The 18,392-nt window shown below is 36.3% G+C and carries 16 protein-coding genes and 1 riboswitch; of the genes, 6 read left to right on the forward strand and 10 right to left on the reverse strand.

The window, feature by feature from the left end; genetic code table 11:
- Positions 1 to 33 precede the first annotated feature (33 nt).
- The 3 genes from BUB91_RS15265 (at position 34) to BUB91_RS15275 (ending at position 2,946) form a co-directional block, all read left to right on the forward strand.
- On the forward strand, positions 34 to 393 hold the full coding sequence (locus BUB91_RS15265; protein WP_073100147.1) for a BlaI/MecI/CopY family transcriptional regulator: 360 nt from the start codon (positions 34 to 36) through the stop codon (positions 391 to 393).
- A gap of 1 nt (position 394) precedes the next feature.
- Positions 395 to 2,239 (forward strand): M56 family metallopeptidase, encoded by a 1,845-nt coding sequence (locus BUB91_RS15270; RefSeq protein WP_073100148.1) that lies wholly within the window; start codon positions 395 to 397, stop codon positions 2,237 to 2,239.
- A gap of 554 nt (positions 2,240 to 2,793) precedes the next feature.
- Complete coding sequence (locus tag BUB91_RS15275; protein WP_073100149.1) at positions 2,794 to 2,946, forward strand: SsrA-binding protein; 153 nt, start codon at positions 2,794 to 2,796, stop codon at positions 2,944 to 2,946.
- Here BUB91_RS15275 and BUB91_RS15280 read toward each other — a convergent pair.
- Positions 2,943 to 3,455, reverse strand: a complete 513-nt coding sequence (locus tag BUB91_RS15280) for an adenine phosphoribosyltransferase (protein WP_073100150.1) — start codon at positions 3,453 to 3,455, stop codon at positions 2,943 to 2,945. The two genes, BUB91_RS15275 and BUB91_RS15280, sit on opposite strands and share 4 nt — an antisense overlap.
- A gap of 155 nt (positions 3,456 to 3,610) precedes the next feature.
- Here BUB91_RS15280 and BUB91_RS15285 point away from each other — a divergent pair, with 155 nt between their 5' ends.
- On the forward strand, positions 3,611 to 4,003 hold the full coding sequence (locus BUB91_RS15285) for a DUF423 domain-containing protein (protein WP_073100151.1): 393 nt from the start codon (positions 3,611 to 3,613) through the stop codon (positions 4,001 to 4,003).
- A 48-nt stretch (positions 4,004 to 4,051) separates the two neighbouring features.
- Here the strand turns inward: BUB91_RS15285 and BUB91_RS15290 are convergent, their stop codons facing one another.
- From BUB91_RS15290 to BUB91_RS15315, 6 genes are all read right to left on the reverse strand, one after another.
- Positions 4,052 to 6,052 carry an autotransporter outer membrane beta-barrel domain-containing protein gene (locus BUB91_RS15290; protein ID WP_073100152.1) on the reverse strand — a complete coding sequence of 667 codons (2,001 nt, stop codon included), beginning with the start codon at positions 6,050 to 6,052 and terminating at the stop codon, positions 4,052 to 4,054.
- 422 nt (positions 6,053 to 6,474) lie between these two features.
- The gene (tenA, locus tag BUB91_RS15295) at positions 6,475 to 7,128 is read right to left on the reverse strand and encodes a thiaminase II (RefSeq protein ID WP_073100153.1); all 654 of its coding nucleotides are present in this window, start codon (positions 7,126 to 7,128) and stop codon (positions 6,475 to 6,477) included.
- Positions 7,115 to 7,948 carry a bifunctional hydroxymethylpyrimidine kinase/phosphomethylpyrimidine kinase gene (gene thiD / locus BUB91_RS15300; protein ID WP_073100154.1) on the reverse strand — a complete coding sequence of 278 codons (834 nt, stop codon included), beginning with the start codon at positions 7,946 to 7,948 and terminating at the stop codon, positions 7,115 to 7,117. The genes tenA and thiD overlap by 14 nt, the downstream gene beginning before the upstream one ends.
- Before the next feature lie 3 nt (positions 7,949 to 7,951).
- The gene (thiE, locus tag BUB91_RS15305; protein ID WP_073100155.1) at positions 7,952 to 8,617 is read right to left on the reverse strand and encodes a thiamine phosphate synthase; all 666 of its coding nucleotides are present in this window, start codon (positions 8,615 to 8,617) and stop codon (positions 7,952 to 7,954) included.
- Positions 8,618 to 9,412 carry a hydroxyethylthiazole kinase gene (thiM, locus tag BUB91_RS15310; RefSeq protein WP_073100156.1) on the reverse strand — a complete coding sequence of 265 codons (795 nt, stop codon included), beginning with the start codon at positions 9,410 to 9,412 and terminating at the stop codon, positions 8,618 to 8,620. It abuts the gene before it with no gap.
- Between the two features lie 48 nt (positions 9,413 to 9,460).
- Positions 9,461 to 9,555, reverse strand: a riboswitch (TPP riboswitch).
- A 45-nt stretch (positions 9,556 to 9,600) separates the two neighbouring features.
- Positions 9,601 to 10,059 (reverse strand): Na(+)-translocating NADH-quinone reductase subunit F, encoded by a 459-nt coding sequence (locus BUB91_RS15315; RefSeq protein WP_073100157.1) that lies wholly within the window; start codon positions 10,057 to 10,059, stop codon positions 9,601 to 9,603.
- Positions 10,060 to 10,186: 127 nt separating this feature from the next.
- Here BUB91_RS15315 and BUB91_RS15320 point away from each other — a divergent pair, with 127 nt between their 5' ends.
- Entirely contained in the window at positions 10,187 to 12,079 is a 1,893-nt protein-coding gene (locus BUB91_RS15320; RefSeq protein WP_073100158.1) for a tetratricopeptide repeat-containing sensor histidine kinase, read from the forward strand.
- Positions 12,080 to 12,082: 3 nt separating this feature from the next.
- Here the strand turns inward: BUB91_RS15320 and BUB91_RS15325 are convergent, their stop codons facing one another.
- Positions 12,083 to 14,506, reverse strand: a complete 2,424-nt coding sequence (locus BUB91_RS15325) for a glycoside hydrolase family 2 TIM barrel-domain containing protein (RefSeq protein ID WP_073100159.1) — start codon at positions 14,504 to 14,506, stop codon at positions 12,083 to 12,085.
- A gap of 76 nt (positions 14,507 to 14,582) precedes the next feature.
- The gene (locus BUB91_RS15330; protein WP_073100160.1) at positions 14,583 to 14,810 is read right to left on the reverse strand and encodes a hypothetical protein; all 228 of its coding nucleotides are present in this window, start codon (positions 14,808 to 14,810) and stop codon (positions 14,583 to 14,585) included.
- Positions 14,811 to 14,933: 123 nt separating this feature from the next.
- Between BUB91_RS15330 and BUB91_RS15335 the strand changes: the two genes are divergently transcribed.
- Positions 14,934 to 16,316 (forward strand): glycoside hydrolase family 28 protein, encoded by a 1,383-nt coding sequence (locus BUB91_RS15335; RefSeq protein ID WP_083557964.1) that lies wholly within the window; start codon positions 14,934 to 14,936, stop codon positions 16,314 to 16,316.
- 94 nt (positions 16,317 to 16,410) lie between these two features.
- On the opposite strand, the gene BUB91_RS15340 is transcribed toward BUB91_RS15335, so the two are convergent.
- Complete coding sequence (locus tag BUB91_RS15340; protein ID WP_073100161.1) at positions 16,411 to 18,390, reverse strand: RagB/SusD family nutrient uptake outer membrane protein; 1,980 nt, start codon at positions 18,388 to 18,390, stop codon at positions 16,411 to 16,413.
- Positions 18,391 to 18,392 lie beyond the last annotated feature (2 nt).

Below are 18,392 nucleotides of genomic sequence, written 5' to 3' on the forward strand. Positions count from 1 at the left end.
TGCTTTTAGATTCAGCCCTTTATAAAATATAATATGGAAAAGTTAACCAATAAGGAAGAAGAAATCATGCACGTAATCTGGAAGCTTGAAAAGGCTTTTGTAAAAGAAGTGCAAGCGGATTTGGAAGATGAAAATCTGCATTATAATACAGTTTCTACAATTGTACGCAATCTAGAAGAAAAGGGTTATGTAGGTCACCAAGCTTTTGGTAAAACGCATCAGTATTTTCCTATTGTGAGCAGAGAGGCTTATGGTAAGAAATTTTGGAATGAAGCGACCAGAAGGTTCTTTGATAGTTCGTATAAAAACATGGTTTCTTTCTTTGCTAAAGAGGAAAAAATAACCGCAGATGAGTTGCGCGAAATATTAGAAATTATCGAAAAGAAAAATTAAGATGGCTGTATTGATTTACATATTTAAAAGTGCTGCAATTCTAAGCCTGTTTTTTATGGCTTATGTTGCATTGTTAAAAAACGAGACCTTCTTTAAAACAAACAGGCAGTTCTTATTAATAGGAATTTTCACTGCTCTCATCGCGCCGGTATTGGTTTTAACGAGAACGGTTTATAAAGAGATGCCTGTTGTAGATTTTGATATTCCTGAAGAATTGTTGCTTCAAGCTCAGGCTTCAATTGTTAGTGATGAGGGTTTCAATTTTTGGCAGCTTGGTGTTTTTGTGTATTCAATTGGAGTCGCTGTTATGCTTTTTCTTTTCAGTAGAAAACTGATTCAGATCTTTTCTTTTTTAAAGAATACCCGGCAACAAACCAGCAATGGCTATCATTTTGTACAGATAGACGGTTTAGATGCTCCATTTTCATTCTTCAATTATATCGTACTAGATACGCAGGCGCATAGCGAAGAAGAGTTAGAAATGATCATTTTACATGAGCAGGCGCATGCTAGTCAACGACACAGTCTCGATATGTTTTTGGTTCAGTTTGTTCTCATTATGCAGTGGTTTAATCCACTGGCGTGGTTGTATAAAAGTGCAGTAGTACAAAATCTGGAATATCTTGCAGATGCGACCACGGCCAGTCAAATAGAGAACAGAAAAAATTACCAGCTTGCACTGGTAAAAGTTGCTGCGCCAAAACTGGTGCCGGCACTCGCCCATTCCTTTTATCAATCATTCATCAAAAAACGAATAGTTATGTTAAACAAGCAATCATCAAGCGAATCTAGAAAGTGGAAGATTCTCCTTATCGTACCCATACTCGGTGTATTTATGTGGAGTTTCAATGTAAAAGAAGAAGTGAAGTTTAAAGAAGAACCGCTTTCAGCTTCTGAAGTAGAAGAATCAGAAAATGCTTTAATCGTATCACCTTCTCAAACTGAAAAACAAAACAAAACAAATCTTTCTGAAATTATAGAGGATAAACCCAAACAATCTGTAGCGAAAACAAAACAAGTTTCACCAAAACCTTTTAAAAAAGTTATTACTCCTAAAATGACAAAAGGGGATATTGAGCAACTTGTAAAAGAGTTAGACACAGATTATAATATAGAAATGGATTTCTCTAAGTTGAAGTATAACAGCAATGGGGAGATTACTCAAATTTTAATCTCCATCAAAGATCGTGAGACCGGAAACAAAGCTTCCGCAACTTATAATACAAATGATAAAGCCTTAACAAGTATTGTAGTTTATCGAACCGCCGATGGAACATTTGGTGTAGTATCCGGCCATAATACAATTGTTCAAAGTTCAAAATTGAGCGCCGCAGAATTGCAAGAAAGAGAGCAGGAGATGCAAGAACGCATTCAAGAAATGGAAGCGCGTAAAGCCGAAATGATGGTGCATAGAGGAGAACTAAAGAATAGACACAATGATTCTACTGGAATAACAGCTAAGATGAAAGAGCGTATGATAGAAATGGAGTTGCGTAAGGCTGAAATGCAATCCAGAATGCAAGAACGTCAGGCAGAAATGGAATTACGCAAAGCGGAAATGTTGAAAATGGAAGCTGATAGTGTTTTTAGTCAAAAAGGCTTTATTAGTGCTTCTAATTACCCAAATTCTAGAATTAGAAAACTTGAGGAGTCTAAAATTTTATTCGTGATAGATGGGAAGGTTGTTAATGAATATGAATACAAATTGAAAGTTATTAATCCCGAAGACATAGAGTCTATTAATGTTCTAAAAGATAAAAAACACACTAAGAAGTATAAAGACTATTGGAAAGAAGACACAGAAGGGGCTATAGAAATAACGACTAAGAAAAGAGAAGATAATTAGATACATTCATGAATCAGAACTGAAAAATCCGCTGTAAATTATTTTTACAGCGGATTTTTTGTTCTCAATTATCAAGATAAAATATTCAGAAGCTTTCGTTAGGGGCTGTCAAAAAAGATGAAAACTCAAATTTGAACGCTTTTTAGGTTTAAATTCGTCTACAGTTTAGCAAAACCATCCAAAAAGAGCCTATGAAGATTGCAGTTTTTTATTAAAAAATTGTTTTTTGATTTGATTTAATAACTGTACTGAAGGGTTTGAAGTTTTAATATTTGTTATAACTCATCTTTTTACTTACAATTCTGTATTCAAATTCATTAATAGTTAACTAAAAGCTTGTAGGACTGGTTTTTACTCCCGTAATTGTAATCAAATAATTATTAACAATCAAAAATCACAATTATGGTCACATTAATTTTAACAATCATCGAGACAATTTTTGGATAATCACAAATTAGTCTTAACACCTTCTGTAAGCGCGCGCAGAATCGTGTTAAAACCTTAAATTTGAGAGGATACCAAAATGAGATGTATAAATTAGCAGACTCGTAATTATGAAAAAAAGTTTTTTTAGAGCATTAGCTAAAGTCAATAAAAAGATATTACCCAGCTTAACTAAAAAGGAAGTAGATTTGGCAAAAGCTAGCAAATTACAATTGGCACTTTTTGGGTATAAACTATGGGTTACTAAAAACGCTTTAGACTAGTAATGTACCAAGCTATGCAGTGCATAGTTTTCGAGTTTTTTACGACCTTCAAGAAAATCCAATTCCATTAAAAAGTTGCACTGCACCACAGTGCCTCCACAATCTTCAACCAATTTACAAGCAGCAGCAGCAGTACCACCGGTAGCTAAAACATCATCATGTACGATTACAAGATCTCCTTCAGCAATACTATTTTCTTGAATCTCTATTGAATCTTCACCGTATTCTAGAGCATACGTTTGTTTTACGATTTTTCCCGGTAGTTTTCCCGGTTTTCGAATGGGTACAAAACCCAATCCCATTTTTTGAGCCAGTAGAATTCCTAACAGAAAACCACGACTTTCTATTCCCACAATTTTTGTAGCATTAAAACCATGCAAACCTTTAGCAAATAAATTGATTGTCTGTGCAGTTGCTTCAGGGTTAGCGAGTAACGGATTGATATCTTTAAAGATTATTCCTGGCTTTGGGAAATCAGGAATGTCTTGAATATATTTTTTTAGATTCATTTTTTGAAGATATAGTATTTAAGCTGAAAATAAATATAAAAACTCAGTATTAGAAAAATTATAACGTCTCTTTAAATGAGTAATACTAATAAACTAGGGAAAGGTTTTAGCATTTCTAAGTTGTAGCTTTGTGCCTCATGCTAATTAAACAATCTATGCAGGTTATTTTACTGAGTCAGGTATTCGCGGCACTTTATGGTTTTTTGGGTATCCTCCTAGGAGCCTTTGGAGCCCACGCTTTAAAGAAAAAATTCACGCCAGAGCAAATGGCAAGTTTTGAAACCGGGATAAAATACCAGATGTATCACGCTATTGTGCTTTTGGTTCTCAGTTTCAATTTAGGTTTTACTAGCACATTAGATCAGACTATTATTATTTGCTTTATAGTTGGTACTTTTTTGTTTTCATTCTCCATTTATGGATTATGTCTAACCGGAGCATTTGGTAAAAAGTTGAGGCTGCTTGGCCCTGTAACACCATTGGGTGGCTTCTTTTTGGCTTCTGGATGGTTATTACTGCTATATTCTTTTCTAGAAAATTTTATATAAAAAAAGACCTCAGGAAGAGGTCTTTTAAAATGATCAGAGATCAAAGACTTAATTATTATAGAGATACAGCGAGGATGCTGAAGTAAGTGTATTGTTTATATCAGGAGCAACATTACCACTTGTAGTAAGGGCATTGCTAAATCCTAAAACAGCTCCTGTTGCAATATCTGAAACAAATACTGTTTTTGTTTTATGATCATATGCTACATCAATAGGGTTATTCATTAAAGTGCTTATTCCTTCAATGATATTTTGATCAGTAAGACCTATCGTTCCGCCATCTGTAGTAGCTTCAATTACACTACTGAAATCTTGTATTACATTAATACCGCCATCTATTGCTCCACCTGCAGCAAGACCTATATCAGTCATTACTAAAACATCATCTGAAGCGCTATATGTAATTCCGTGTGTTCTGGTTATCCCGGCAATAGATACTCGTTTTGTAGGAGTGATACTTCCGTCCATAGCATTTGTAAAGAAGTTTTCAAATATGGCAAGATCACTAGTATTATCTACTACAGCTAATAAATCATCACCTTTAAAAGTGATTCCCCATACTTCAAATCCGGGATCAAAAGTATTTTCTAAAGTAAAAGCACTTCCTGTATAAGAATACACGTAGAACATGTTTGCAGGATTGTCTGCTACAACGACTTTGTTGCCGTAAACAGCGATTTCACGTGTACTTGAAGTAGCTAAATCACCTGCAAAAGCTGCAGTAGCAATTCCTCCATTCATCACAGACATAAAGTCACTATAATATTGAATTTCACCTTCAGATCTAGAGCCTAGTAATAAGGCGTCGCTTAAAGCATTATAGTAAATACCTTCACTAGAAGCAGAACTTGATGCCACAGTCTTTAAAAGTGCACCTGTACCATCATACACAGTAATATTGCCATTATTAGTAGATGTGGTATACAAACGTGTAGTTTGGTTCATCGAAGACATACCTGTATTGTCATCTGTTTCTTCACTAGAAAAATAAATAGAAGAAGCAGTAGGGAGATCCATATTAAAAGAAGGTGTTAAGTTTCCTCCGTCGCCTATATCACTAAACCCAAGAACTTTTCCGTTGCCTACTTCAGCGATATAAATAGCACCAGTTTCAGAATCATAAGCTACATCTATAGGATTCCCCATCAATGTAGAAGAACCTGCAACACGTGTTTGCATACTTACAGGCAGTACATCACCATCAGAAAGTGCATCAAATTTTGTAGAAAAGTCATTAATTACGTGGAAACCACCGTCGTCTGTAGCATTAGATGCTGCACCTATGTCAGTCATGATCATTACATCATCAGATCCACTATAAGTTAGTCCGTGAGTTCTCACAATACCTTCAATAGTAACACGCTTAGAAGGCATCATAGTACCGTCTATAGCATTTGCTATGAAGTTTGAAAATACTGCTAAATCACTAGAGTTATCAACCACAGCGTAAAGATCATTTCCTTTAAAGGTAATACCCCACAACTGAAATGGTATTTCAATTGTATAATAGAGAGAAAAACTGGTTCCCGTTTTATAATAAACAAAAAACTTGTTTTCTCCATTATCAGATACAACATAGTAATCACCACTTACAGCTAATTCACGCGGACTGTTTAAATCTGCAAATGTGCTAAAAGAAGTATTAATAGTTGCGTTTCCTAGCGTACTTGTGCCGGCATAAGCGTCTAGCATTAAACCCGAGCGTGAAGCTTGAACTAAAAGATCTGACTCAGCATCATAATGAATACCTTCAGCTGCTGTTGAAGAAGTAGTGTAAGTTACTAGAGAATCCCCTGAAATGCTGTATTTAAAAATATTACCGTCAGTATTGTTAGTAACATAAAGATCTGCACGTCTGCCTGGGTTAGAGATTACTTCGCAAGGACCGCAAGAACCTCCGCAATCTACGCCGGTTTCATCACCGTTCATAATACCATCATTACAGGTAGGTTCTACCACTACCACTGTGCTGTCATCGTCATTATTACAAGCGGTTGCTATGAATAGCAACATTGTGAAAATGCTAATTTTTGTAAAATTTGTTTTCATAAAATATTGATTTGATTAGAATTTTCTGATAAATCTTTTGTTCCATTCACCAATATTTACGAAATCAACAAGACGTGTGGTTTTCTTTAAAATACTAAATAATAGTTAAAATATAATACTGTTATTTATTAGTTGTTGCAATTATTTGTTTTGATGAAATATGGTTCTTAAGTCTAATTATCGAAATCATAATTTCTGTGAGATACAAAGAGAGTTGGAATATTCTTAAAAAGAAAAATCCCTGAGCTATTCTCAGGGATTTTGATGTATATAATTAACGTGGAATTGTTTCACTATTGAAGGCGGCTAATCCAAATAAATAAATGAAAACATCTTGTCAATTGTAACTATCCTAAAGACGATAGTACTTTGCAAGCGTGACAGATTTTTTCGGAATTAATGTTATTTTAACGTTTAAAAAATTAAAACGACCATTTGCTTAGGTTTGAAGCACTGTCCCAAAACATAAATTCGAGTTTAGTTGCCGTGTAAAAAGCTTCGTGCATACGTTCTCGTTGCACAGTAGTACACGTTGCCGCTACCCGATCACAGATAGTAATAGCTTGCTCAACTAAAATTCCAAATTCTTCTCCAGAATAGGTTTCAATCCATTTTTTATAAGGATTTTCCAGATTATTTTGATTGTTATAGATCACATCTCCAACAGCTTTATAAATCCAGAAGCAGGGGAGTACTGCTGCCATCGCAATCTCTACCTGATCAAGAGCCGCAGTACTTTTTAAGTAATGAGTATAATGATGCGTTACCGGACTTATTTGGGTATTCTTCTCAATATTATATTTTTTAAAAAACGATTCGTGCAACGCATTTTCTACCACTATAGCACCTTCGGCAAAACGGCTAAAGCTCAGTATGTCTTCAACTTCGTGAGCACGTGCAGCAATGAGTGATAATGCTCTTCCAAAGTTTTCAAGATAGGCAGAATCTTGCCTTATGTAGTATTGAAATTGCTCCATCGGAAGACTGCCGTCAGTTAGTTTTGTTATAAACGGCATGTTTAAAATTTCAGAATAAATGGGTTTGATGCGCTCCCAGGTGGTTTCACTCCATTTCATTTTTGATAAGCTTTTGAGGATTAAAAAAGTGATTTAACGGTCCGCTGCCTTTTCCTATTTTGACATCTTTTGAATGAAAAATAGCTTGATGTACGTAATCTTGCCCGAGCGTTACGGCTTCTAATAAAGAGTTTCCTTGAGCGATATACGAAGTAATTGCAGATGAAAGTGTGCATCCTGAACCGTGCATATTTTGGGTTTCAAATTTTTCAAACTCAAACTCGTGAATGTTTCCAGCTGTGTCAAAATAAAGAGACGTGAGTACGTCTGTTTTTAAATGTCCGCCTTTCAGTAGAACAGATTTACAACCTAACTCCATAATCTTATGGCCGGCTTCGCGCATATCATCTAAATTTTCGACTTGCATTTCAGCAAGAATTGCGGCTTCATCCATATTAGGTGTGATGACCGATGCTAGCGGGAATAAATCGTCAATCAGCTTTTTAATGGTAGGGTTTTCAATCAGTTTATGTCCGCTTGTGGCAACCATTACTGGGTCAAAAACAATCGGAATATTTTGATACTTCTTTAATTTTTCAGCAATAGTTGCTACCAACTGCGGCGTATGAACCATTCCTATTTTTACTGCGTAAGGAATAATATCGTCAAAAATAGAATTCAGCTGTTCTGAAACAACATCGGTAGGAATTGAAAAAATAGATTGAACGCCCTGTGTGTTTTGAACCGGAAGAGCCGTAAGTACTGTTGTTGCATAGCAGCCCAATGCAGATATGGTCTTAAGGTCTGCCTGAATCCCGGCACCACCGCTTCCATCAAAACCTGCAATGCTTAAAACAGATGGATATTCGTAAATACTCATAAATTAAAATTTAAGTGCTGCAGCTCTGTTTTTAATTCCCTGGTCAATTTCCTGCTTAAGTAATTGAGCAGCTTTAAACGGGTTGGAAGCTGAACAAATAGCCGAAACCACAGCGATACAATCTGCACCAGCTTCTACAATTTTTTGGGCATTTGACGCTTTCATATTTCCTATTGCAACAAGCGGTTTTTTTGTTTTTGAACGTATTTCCTGAACTCCGTTTATTCCCCAGGTTGTTATGGTATCCGTTTTAGTATCGGTATTGTAAACCGGACTAATTCCTAAATAATCTGAAGTATAGGTTTGCTCATTATACAGCTGTTCTAGATACTCAACAGAATAACCCAGAATTTCGCATTGCGGCCACTGCTTTTTAATTTCAGTAGGAGGTAAGTCTGTATTGCCAACGTGAATTCCTGCTGCTCCACTTTTTATAGCAATCTCGAGATTATCATTAATTATCAACGGAACCCGATACCGGTCTAAGACTTTTTTAAGTTCAACCGCTTTATTTAGAAACTGTGAAGTTGAGTCCTTTTTTTCTCGAAGCTGAATTAGATCAACCCCGCCTTTTATGGCTTCTTCAGCTACTTTTAGAAAGTTATGCTTGGTGCAAGCTTCTTCAGAAATCACAAGGTATAGGCGATAAGGAAAAGACTTTACTTTCATTTAAATTGAAATTTTTAAGGTTTCCTGAAACTGTTTTTCTGTAATCGAATGCAGCATATCTAGAATATTTACCTGGAGACTACCGGGACCGTTACTGGTTTGAGCTGCCAATTCTCCACAAATACTCATCAAGGCTGTAGCAGCAACCGCAGCCTCTGTTTTGTTAGGTATTACGCCAATAAAAGCTGCAAGAATTGCGGTTGCCGAACAGCCCATTCCGGTAATTTTTGTCATTAAAGCATTTCCATTATCGATTTTTATCAGCTGATCTCCGTCAATAATGATGTCAGTTTCTCCTGAAATTACAACTAGTGCTCCGTATGTTTTATTTAGAATTTGTCCTGCCTGCACAGCTTCTGAGCTAGCCGAAGTACTATCTACACCTTTGGTTTGGGTTTTATTCAGCTTAGCCAATGCCTGTATTTCTGAAGCATTTCCGCGAATAGCAGTCGGTTTCAGTTCAATAAGTCTGCTTAAAACCTCATCACGATAAGGAGTCGCTCCCGCACCTACAGGATCCAGAACCCAAGGTTTGTTATTGTGGTTGGCTTCTGTAGCTGCGATACGCATAGATTCTACCCAATATTCATCTAATGTACCAATATTGATAACGAGTGCATTGCAGATTTTTTGCATCGCTGCCATTTCAGGATGCGCGTGTGCCATGATGGGTGAGGCGCCAATGGCCAATAAAGCATTAGCAGTATTATTCATCACGACATAATTGGTGATGTTTTGCACTAGAGGTGCTTGTTTTCTAACTGTTTCTATATGTGTATAGAGTGACTCTTTCATTGAGTATTTTTTAAATTATACGGCTAAAGAGTTCCTCTAAAAAGGAAGTGAAATAGTGTTACTTTTCCCTACGCTGGTGTCAGCCAAACAGGTTCAAAGGGACTGTCTCAATTCTAAAATTTAGAATACCCCTAAAGCCAAATCAAAGATAAAAGTTCTTTGCAGAACTTAATTAAGTAATTATTATTTTAATACGTATACACCAATTCGTTTACAGGCTGGTTGTTTTCAAACTCAAACAATTTAGAATAATCCATCACATTGGAGACGCCATCTAACTTGCAAAGTACGGCAACCGCTTCGCACATCCCGTTGAACATAACTTCTCTAGAATTGCGGTCAACCAGCCGATTGGTTTTGTGAGATAAAGGAAGAGAATAGCCACAACCTCCAAGAAATGCAGCTTCAATCTGAAGCAGCTCTGCGGGTGTATAACCATTTATTTTTCTACCAAGTGCTTCATTTACTTTTCCTACGTAGGTGAGTTTTAATGAACCGTGACCTTCAGTAAGGTGTTTCCATGTATCTGTGTTGTCTAGAATGTTCCCCACAGCGCAACTTTTACAGCATTCAGGATTGAGTGAACCGCTGTGAAAAGCTGTGTAGAGCTTGCTTATAGCGTTTTCTAAGCGAGGTGATGTATTCATATGCTCTTCTTTTTTATAAAGTTACAAAATAAGGTTTTATCCAATTAATTTTTAATTTGTAGAACCTTTAATTAAAGATTTTTTATTTAATTCGCTGTCAATACAATAATTACTGAAAGAGCTTAGAATGTTTAAACGGAAGTATCTTATTGTTTTTTTCTTCAGTGTATTCTGCTTCAAGTACAGCCTTTCAGCAAACTTCTTGCAGCAAGATGCAGATGTTAACCATATCAAACAGCAAATAGAGGATTCAAAAGAGTTGGCTTATGAGGACTTTCCGGGAGCTCTAAAATCACTTAAGCTTGCATATAGCTCATCAATCACTATTAATGATAGCTTACTTACCGGAGAAGTTTTATACGCTTTTGGATGGATTTATTATATAAAAGGTAAATATGATGAGTCGCTCTCGCATTTTCTGGATGCGCTAGTTATATTCAGAGCAATTAAAAAAGAAGTAGGTATCGCTAAATCATTAATCGGTCAGGGATTAGTGATTCAGGCAATAGATCGCCATAAAGAGGCACTTGAGGTATTTGATCAAGTCTTGAATATTTATGAGAAGATAGAAAGTCCAGAACTCACGGGGGCAGTATATATTAATCAAGGAATTTCCTATTTAGAATTAAAGGATTACAAGAATGCTGAAGAAGTTCTTGATAAAGCATTTAAAGTTGCGCAGAAATATGACTTGACAGGAATAAAACATCACTACTATAATAAAGCCGGGGAAGTTGCATTTCAAAATGGTAATTATAAAAGAGCATTAGCATTTCATCAAAACATCTTAAAAGATAGTGCTGATGCTAACAGCTGGGAGAAATCATATGCTTATGCAGGGCTCGCACAAACCTATTTAAAATTAGGAGATAGTAATCGTGCAGAAAAAAGTGCTTTACAGTCTATAGTATATGCACAGAGATCAGAATCATTATGGGATTTAGAACGAAATACAGCAATACTAGCCGAAGTATATGCCGCACAGAAAAACTTGAAGAAAGCCTACGCGCAGCTTAAAATAAATCAAAAATACCGTGATTCGCTTTACGATATAAAAACTGCACAACAAGTTAATATTATGCAACTCGCAGAAAAAGAGTTAGAAAATAAACGACTCAATTCTGAAGTTATCTTAAAAGAAAACGAGTTAGTACAAACGCGTTTGCAGCTTTTTGGCCTTATTTTATTAACAGGTTTACTTCTCTTAGTACTGTTTTTATTATGGAAAAATTCACGACAAAAAGAGGTATTTACTGAAGAATTACGTCACAAAAGCGAACTTATTCAGCGTAATCATGAGATTATTTTAAAACGCAATATAGCTTTAGATAAGCTCAATACTAATAAAGACAAGCTTTTTGCAATAATTTCTCATGATTTGAGATCACCTATATTATCCATTCAGCAGTTATTAACAATGTCTGATGCAAAAATGATTAGTTCTAAAGATACTAAGTATTTAAATGATGAACTCAAAAAACAAGTTGACGGAACTCTGATGATGATTGATAATTTACTTCAGTGGTCTCATTCGCAACTAGATGGTGTACTGGTTAATCCTATAGCTGTAGATTTACCGTCTGCTGTATTAAATGTATTAGAAATATACAGAGCTGCAGCAAACTTTAAAGACATTAAAATAGAAGTTGACGAACCAGATTTTATCCCAAAAATTAAAGTAGATGCGGGGCACTTATCTGTCATACTACATAATTTGATTTCGAATGCCTTAAAATTTACCCATAAAGGGAAATATATTTTTATAAAGTATGAAATAGAAGAGGATTATGTAAATCTCATTATTATCGATCAGGGTACCGGAATCTCTAAAGGAAAGTTAGAAGAGTTAAAGCGCTCACAAGAGCAAATTCTATCAAAACTAGGCACTGCAATGGAAACCGGCACCGGCTTAGGTCTTATGATGGTCAAGCAATTTTTAGAACTCAATGAAGCTAAACTAGACATCACAAGTAATCCGGAAGAAGGAACAGAATTTAGAATTTCGTTTAAAAAAGACTAGTGTTTATTTTGCTTGCAGATCAATTGATTGATTTTTCAATCCGTTTCCACTTACTTTTAAATTAATAGAGCCTGCCTCTTCATCACTTTGTACCAGAACAACTAGCTTACCGCTAAACAAGTGCATCGTTGGTTTGTGAAAAATTTCTAATGAAGTGGCATCTCCATTACAAGCAGCGCGATAACTCCCTGCACCGGTTACTTTAAAATTTAACTGATTAGTTGCTGTAGGACAAGGATTTCCATTTTTGTCAACCACAGAAACCGTGATAAATGATAAATCTTTGCCGTCTGCTTTTAGAGTAGTTCGATCTGCATCAAGTTTTAGAGCGTATGGTTTTCCGGCGGTTTTAACCTCTTTTTGAGCAACAGGATTCCCTGCTTGATCTAATGCAATCACTTTTAATGTTCCCGGTTCATAAACCACGTCATTCCACATCAAGCGGTAACGGGTTTGAGGTGTAGAGTCTTTTTTCTTTTGAATTCCCTGACTTTTTCCGTTTACAAATAATTCTGCGCTGTCATAACTTGTGTAAACGAACACCGGAGTTTTTTTGCCCTCGCGACCTTCCCAGTTCCAATGGGGTAAAATATGTAGCGTTTCCTCTTCCGTATTCCATCGGCTTCGATATAAATAGTAGCGATCTTTAGGAATTCCTGCTAAATCAACCATTCCAAAATACGAACTGCGCGATGGCCAGCTGGTATCATAGGGTGTAGGTTCACCAAGATAATCAAAACCCGTCCAGACAAACTCACCAATAACCCATGGTTTGTCATCCTGAAGTATAAAATCATCTTCGGGTAGGTTTGACCAACTGCAGTACTCCAGATCATAAGAAGAACTCTGAAAATCAGGATATTCTTTCATACTCGCTTTTTCTGCCGGAAATTTATAAACACCCCGAGAGCTTACTGTTGATGCAGTCTCTGAACCCAGAATAAATCCTTGCGGAAATTTCTCATAAGCTTCCTTGTATAAATGTACCCGATAATTTAGACCTGGAATGTCTAGAATTGCTCCAAAACCAGATTCCATCGTTGCTTTTACCTGATCCATACCTACAGTAACAGGACGCGTAGGATCTTCTCTGTGGAAGATTTCCTGCAGCCATTTTGCACGTTTTACACCTTCGCTTCCGTACTGATCCGGTACTTCGTTGCCCGCACTCCACATCACTATTGAAGGATGATTGCGTGTAGCTCTAACCAAATTCACCACATCTTGTTCTGCATATTCATCAAAAAACCGATTGTATCCGTTTTTTACTTTTGGCTTTTTCCACTCGTCAAAACTTTCAGCCAAAAATAGAAAACCCATTTCATCGGCAAGTTCAAGCTGCTCAAAAGAAGGCATATTATGCGCACTTCTAATAGCATCGCAACCCAGATCTTTTAATATGTTCATCTGGCGGCGTAAAGCCGATTTATTTACGGCAGTTCCTAACGGACCCAGATCGTGATGCAGACAAACCCCTTTGAATTTTCGGGTTTTACCATTGAGTTGAAATCCGTTTTCTGCGGAATACGAAATGGAACGAATTCCGAATTTCGTTGTTACTTCATCTTTTAAAATATCTCCTGAATACAACTGAGAAACCGCCGTGTATAAATAAGGCGTTTCAGGACTCCATAGGTTTGGAGTCTCTATTTTTATATTTTGATCAAATTGATTGTTGAAACTTTCAGCAGATTCTAATTGTGCGATTTGCTTTTTATTTTTATCATAAATACGAGTAATCAAACGCAAGTGTTCACCGGAAAAATCAGTTTTTATATTCACCTTGGCTACTTCTTCATTGGCAATAGGCGTGGTTATAAAAGTTCCCCATTGATTGATGCTCTCCTGATTTTTTACAATAAGGCTCACATTACGGTAAAGTCCGGCACCGGGATACCAGCGGGAGGAGAATTCTTCGTTGTGCAATTTGACAGCAAGCGTATTTTCCCCTGATCTGAGTTTTTCACTAATGTCAAAATAGAAATACGCATAACCATAAGCCCATTCACCTACTTTTTCACCGTTGAGGTAAACCTGTGGTTTGCTCATAGCGCCTTCAAAAAGCAAGATGACTTTTTTGCCAACTTCAAATTCGGGGATTTCAAAAGTAGTGCGATACCATCCTGTACCGGTAAACGGAAGTGATCCTGTACGACCTGTTTTTTCAGTTGGTATTTTCTCACCATTTTGTGTGATAGCGACCGTTTGTTTGTCTATTTCCTTATCAAAAGGACCGTAAATAGCCCAATCGTGAGGAACAGTTACTTGCTCCCACTTCGTGTCGTTAAAATTTTCAGCTTGTGCTTCTTCGGCTTCGCCTTTATGAAATTTCCAACCGTCGTGTAATTCTGTGACAGTTCTGGTTTGCTGTGCAAATAGCGAAAAAGAACAACTGATCAAAAGGGAAAATAAAATTCGTGTAAACATATTAAGGCTTTTGCATAAAATAAACGCCTTAAAAGTATAAGAATTAAATGTAAAAAATACGTTTTAACTGTATTCCTTACGGAAACATATCACAGCGACACGCATACCATTGTTTTGTGAATTTCTCGAGATCGTCCAAATATTTATTTATGGCTTCTAAGCCTTCAGTTGTATGCTCGCCATCTATCAGCGTAGGTTTTGACAAAGCTGAAACTACAAGCACTTCAGAAGGAATAAGTAATTCTTTTACACGTTCGGTAAGAATTTTATAGTCATCTATATTCGTGATTTGCAACTGAAGCATAATTAACTGTTTTAAAAGTTATCGGGTTAGTCGAAAAGAACACGGATAGCTTAAAAATATTTATACAATCGATTTCGCTACTTCAGTTTGTTTGGGTATTTTTAAAAAATCAATTCTATAATTATGCTGAATTTAATGAAAAAGCAGGTCTGCAAATCCGCAGGTTGCTTCTTGTTTGCTTTTATTTTAAGTATACAGATTTTTGGTCAAGATATAGCTGGTAATGTTAAAGCTGTAGAAGAAATCGTAAAACAAATTGAGCTGCCTCAAATCCCAAACTATAAAGTACGATTGACCGATTTTGCAAGTAAATTACGTTTGCAAACTGATGCAAAACCTGCATTTGATAAAGCTATAAGAAAACTATCTGGTAAGGGAGGAGGGGTTTTGACTGTTCCTCAAGGGAATTACCTAGTCAAAGGACCTATTTATTTAAAAAGCAACATCAATCTTCATCTTGAAGAAGGAGCAGTTTTAAACTTTAGTGATAATCCTGATTTTTATCCATTAGTTCCAACGAGTTGGGAAGGAACTTTTCTTTACAATTACAGTCCGTTGATTTATGCCAATCAAGCAGAAAATATAGCCATTACCGGAAGCGGTGTCGTAAATGGAAATGGCAATGGAAACTGGGCTGCATTTAAAGACAAAGAAAATCCCGATAAGCTGAAAACTCGGGAACTGAATCACAATCAAACTCCGGTTACTGCGCGTAAATTTGGAAAAGGGCATTATTTAAGACCACAGTTGGTTCAATTCTTTGATTCTAAAAAGATATTGATTGAAGGTGTAAAATTTGAAAATTCGCCATTTTGGTGTGTGCATCTGTTGCGCTCAACAGATATTACGATTGACGGAATATCGTATGATTCTCAAAATAAAAATAATGACGGTATTGATCTGGAATACGCTAGCAAAGTACTGATTCAAAATGTAACCTTTAATAATAGCGATGATAATATCGCTATAAAAGCCGGTAGAGATACCGAAGGAAGGGCAAACGCAGTGACTCCTTCTCAAAAAATAGTCGTTCGTAATTGTAAATTTAAAGGTTTACATGCATTGGTTATAGGTAGTGAAATGTCTGCCGGTGTTAAAGATGTTTATGTTAGCGATTCTGAAGCCTGGGGCTATTTAAAACGGGGTATTTATTTTAAAACGAATTCTGATCGGGGCGGTTATATTAAAAATATTCATATTAGTGATCTGGCTTTTAAAACAGTTGAAGATGCCGTCTTTATGACTGCAAATTATCATGGAGAAGGAAATGGAGATCATATCTCTAAAATTTCTAATATCACCCTGATGAATTTAAAATTTGACGAAGTAGAAAATTTTGGTATTGTGCTTGAGGGTTATCCTGAAAAACCCATTTTTGATGTTTTTTTAGAAAATATAAGTATTTATAAAGCCAAGAATGCACTTACGTTAAAACATACTGAAGGAGTACGATTTAAAAATGTACAGATCGGTGAGGAGGCAGGTACGCCTTCAGCAGTTAAATAATTGATTTGAGATCAAAATTATTCAGTTATAAATCAACACTTACAAATAGAATAAAAAACAAATCCCTTTGTTAAAAGGGATTTGAAAAAAAAGATTAATTAACCGGTTGGGCTCCTTCATTAGCTTTTAATGCCCATCCCGGGTTTTGATAAATAGGGGAGCTGTTTAAATCTGAACCTTCAGCAGTAATTAAAAAGTGCTGTATGGCAATAGGATCTAGATAGTGAGCCATTGCCCAGCTATAGCCGTCGTAGACGAGCTCTCCTCCGGTCTTTTCATAAGGACGTAAATATTCGCTTCGACTTGGAGCGGATACAGTTGCAGTACTTACTTCATAAGTTAACTCATTACTGTCATACCAGTTTTGCATTGGACCCCATAATTTAAAGCCTTCAACATGATATTTCTGAGTCATCAGCTGATCCATAGCTCTCCACCTTTTTAAATCCATCCAACGTAAACCTTCAGCAAAGAGTTCATTTCTACGCTCCCTTCTTATATTGTACAATGTAGGATCAATCAGTTGGCCAGCTGTATAAGCTCCCCAATCACCTTCAGCTTCAATACTCATGGATGTTGCAGCAATAGTTTTATTAAAGTCAGTATCTACACCTGCGCGTTGTCTGATCTCTCTCCAATAGGAAGCGGCGGTACCGTTAATACTTCCTGTTTTTAAATACGATGCTTCAATGTAATTTAAATACGCCTCTGTAGCTCTAAAAACAATACTTCCTGTATATCCTTGTCCATTATTAGCTTGTGCTCCATCATAATTCAAACCTTTCCTAATGGTATAACCGGTAGAATAAATACGATTTATGATTTCAGGTATTGGCTCAACAGGAGTTACATGGGTACCAGCTTGTAAATTGTATAAAACGTTGATTTGATCTGGCTCTTTAAGAAATAACCATAATCTACCATCTCTATTGACTCGTACATCTGAAATATAATCATCACCACTATAACCCGAACCAGAGGCATAGATTGGGAGTCCATTTGCCATCACAAAAGAATCAACCAAGCCTTTGGTTAGCCCCACAGTAGCATTACCGCGCATGGCTTCCACAGGAACATTATGAACAACTCCAAGTCCTTGGTCATAATCTCTCCAAAGCAACACTTCATTATATCCAGACATGTCGGTATCACTAAACATATCAAAGTATGGATTTTGGGAATCAGTCACAGTCTGCTGTAACACCCCGTTATTTGGAGTTAATGAAAATGCTTCTGCAACTTCTTCTGAAGCTTCCATAGCCTGTTCTAAGAGCCAGTCAATCTCTGCATCAATATTTCCTGCTTCATATTGCCACCCTTGGTTGTAGCTTTTTTCAGCACCAGGCCATCCTGTTCCATTCGGTACAAATGCTGTTCCTTTAAAATTCTTAAGCCATGAAGCCTCATAAAGAGCTACTCTAGATTTTATTAAAAGTGCCGAATATTTAGATAATCTATTTTTATTAGCATCAGGAGAGCTGCTTGCCATCATCGCTGAGGCAGAATCTAAATCTGAAAGTATAAAGCGAACTACTTCAGATCTTGGGTTTCGTTTACTGGCTTCTATTAAAACTTCTTTATCATCTGCATAGTTTTTTTTCACGATTGGAAAATCTCCTAAAGCTTGTACTTTATTAAAGTACTCATATGCTCTAAAAAAGTAAGCTTCACCAATATAGTGCTCAATTAAGTTTTCACTTCCAGTTATCTCTCCATTTTTCCAACGCGTCAAAACCGTATTTAAGAAATAGTTGATGTTATAAATATTCGTAAAACTCCAGCTGCCATCTGTTTGGGGAACTCTCCATTGGCCCGGAACATATTTATTATCATAACTTAAATCGGCCATATTATCGGTATCAGTGTCAATACCAAATGTGCCGAAACTCCAGTTTCCGTGTGAAGGTAGTATTCCGTAAAGATTTATGGTATATGCTCCGAGTTGGGATTCTTCAAAGAGATAATCTTCAGGAATAATTTGAGACTCAGGTGGCCTGTCTAAGAAATCGTCACTACAACTTACCGTTAAAATAAACAGTGAAAATAGTATTAAAATATTTATATATCTTCTCATCG

It is taken from the genome of Leeuwenhoekiella marinoflava DSM 3653, from assembly GCF_900129005.1.
Lineage (GTDB): Bacteria > Bacteroidota > Bacteroidia > Flavobacteriales > Flavobacteriaceae > Leeuwenhoekiella > Leeuwenhoekiella marinoflava.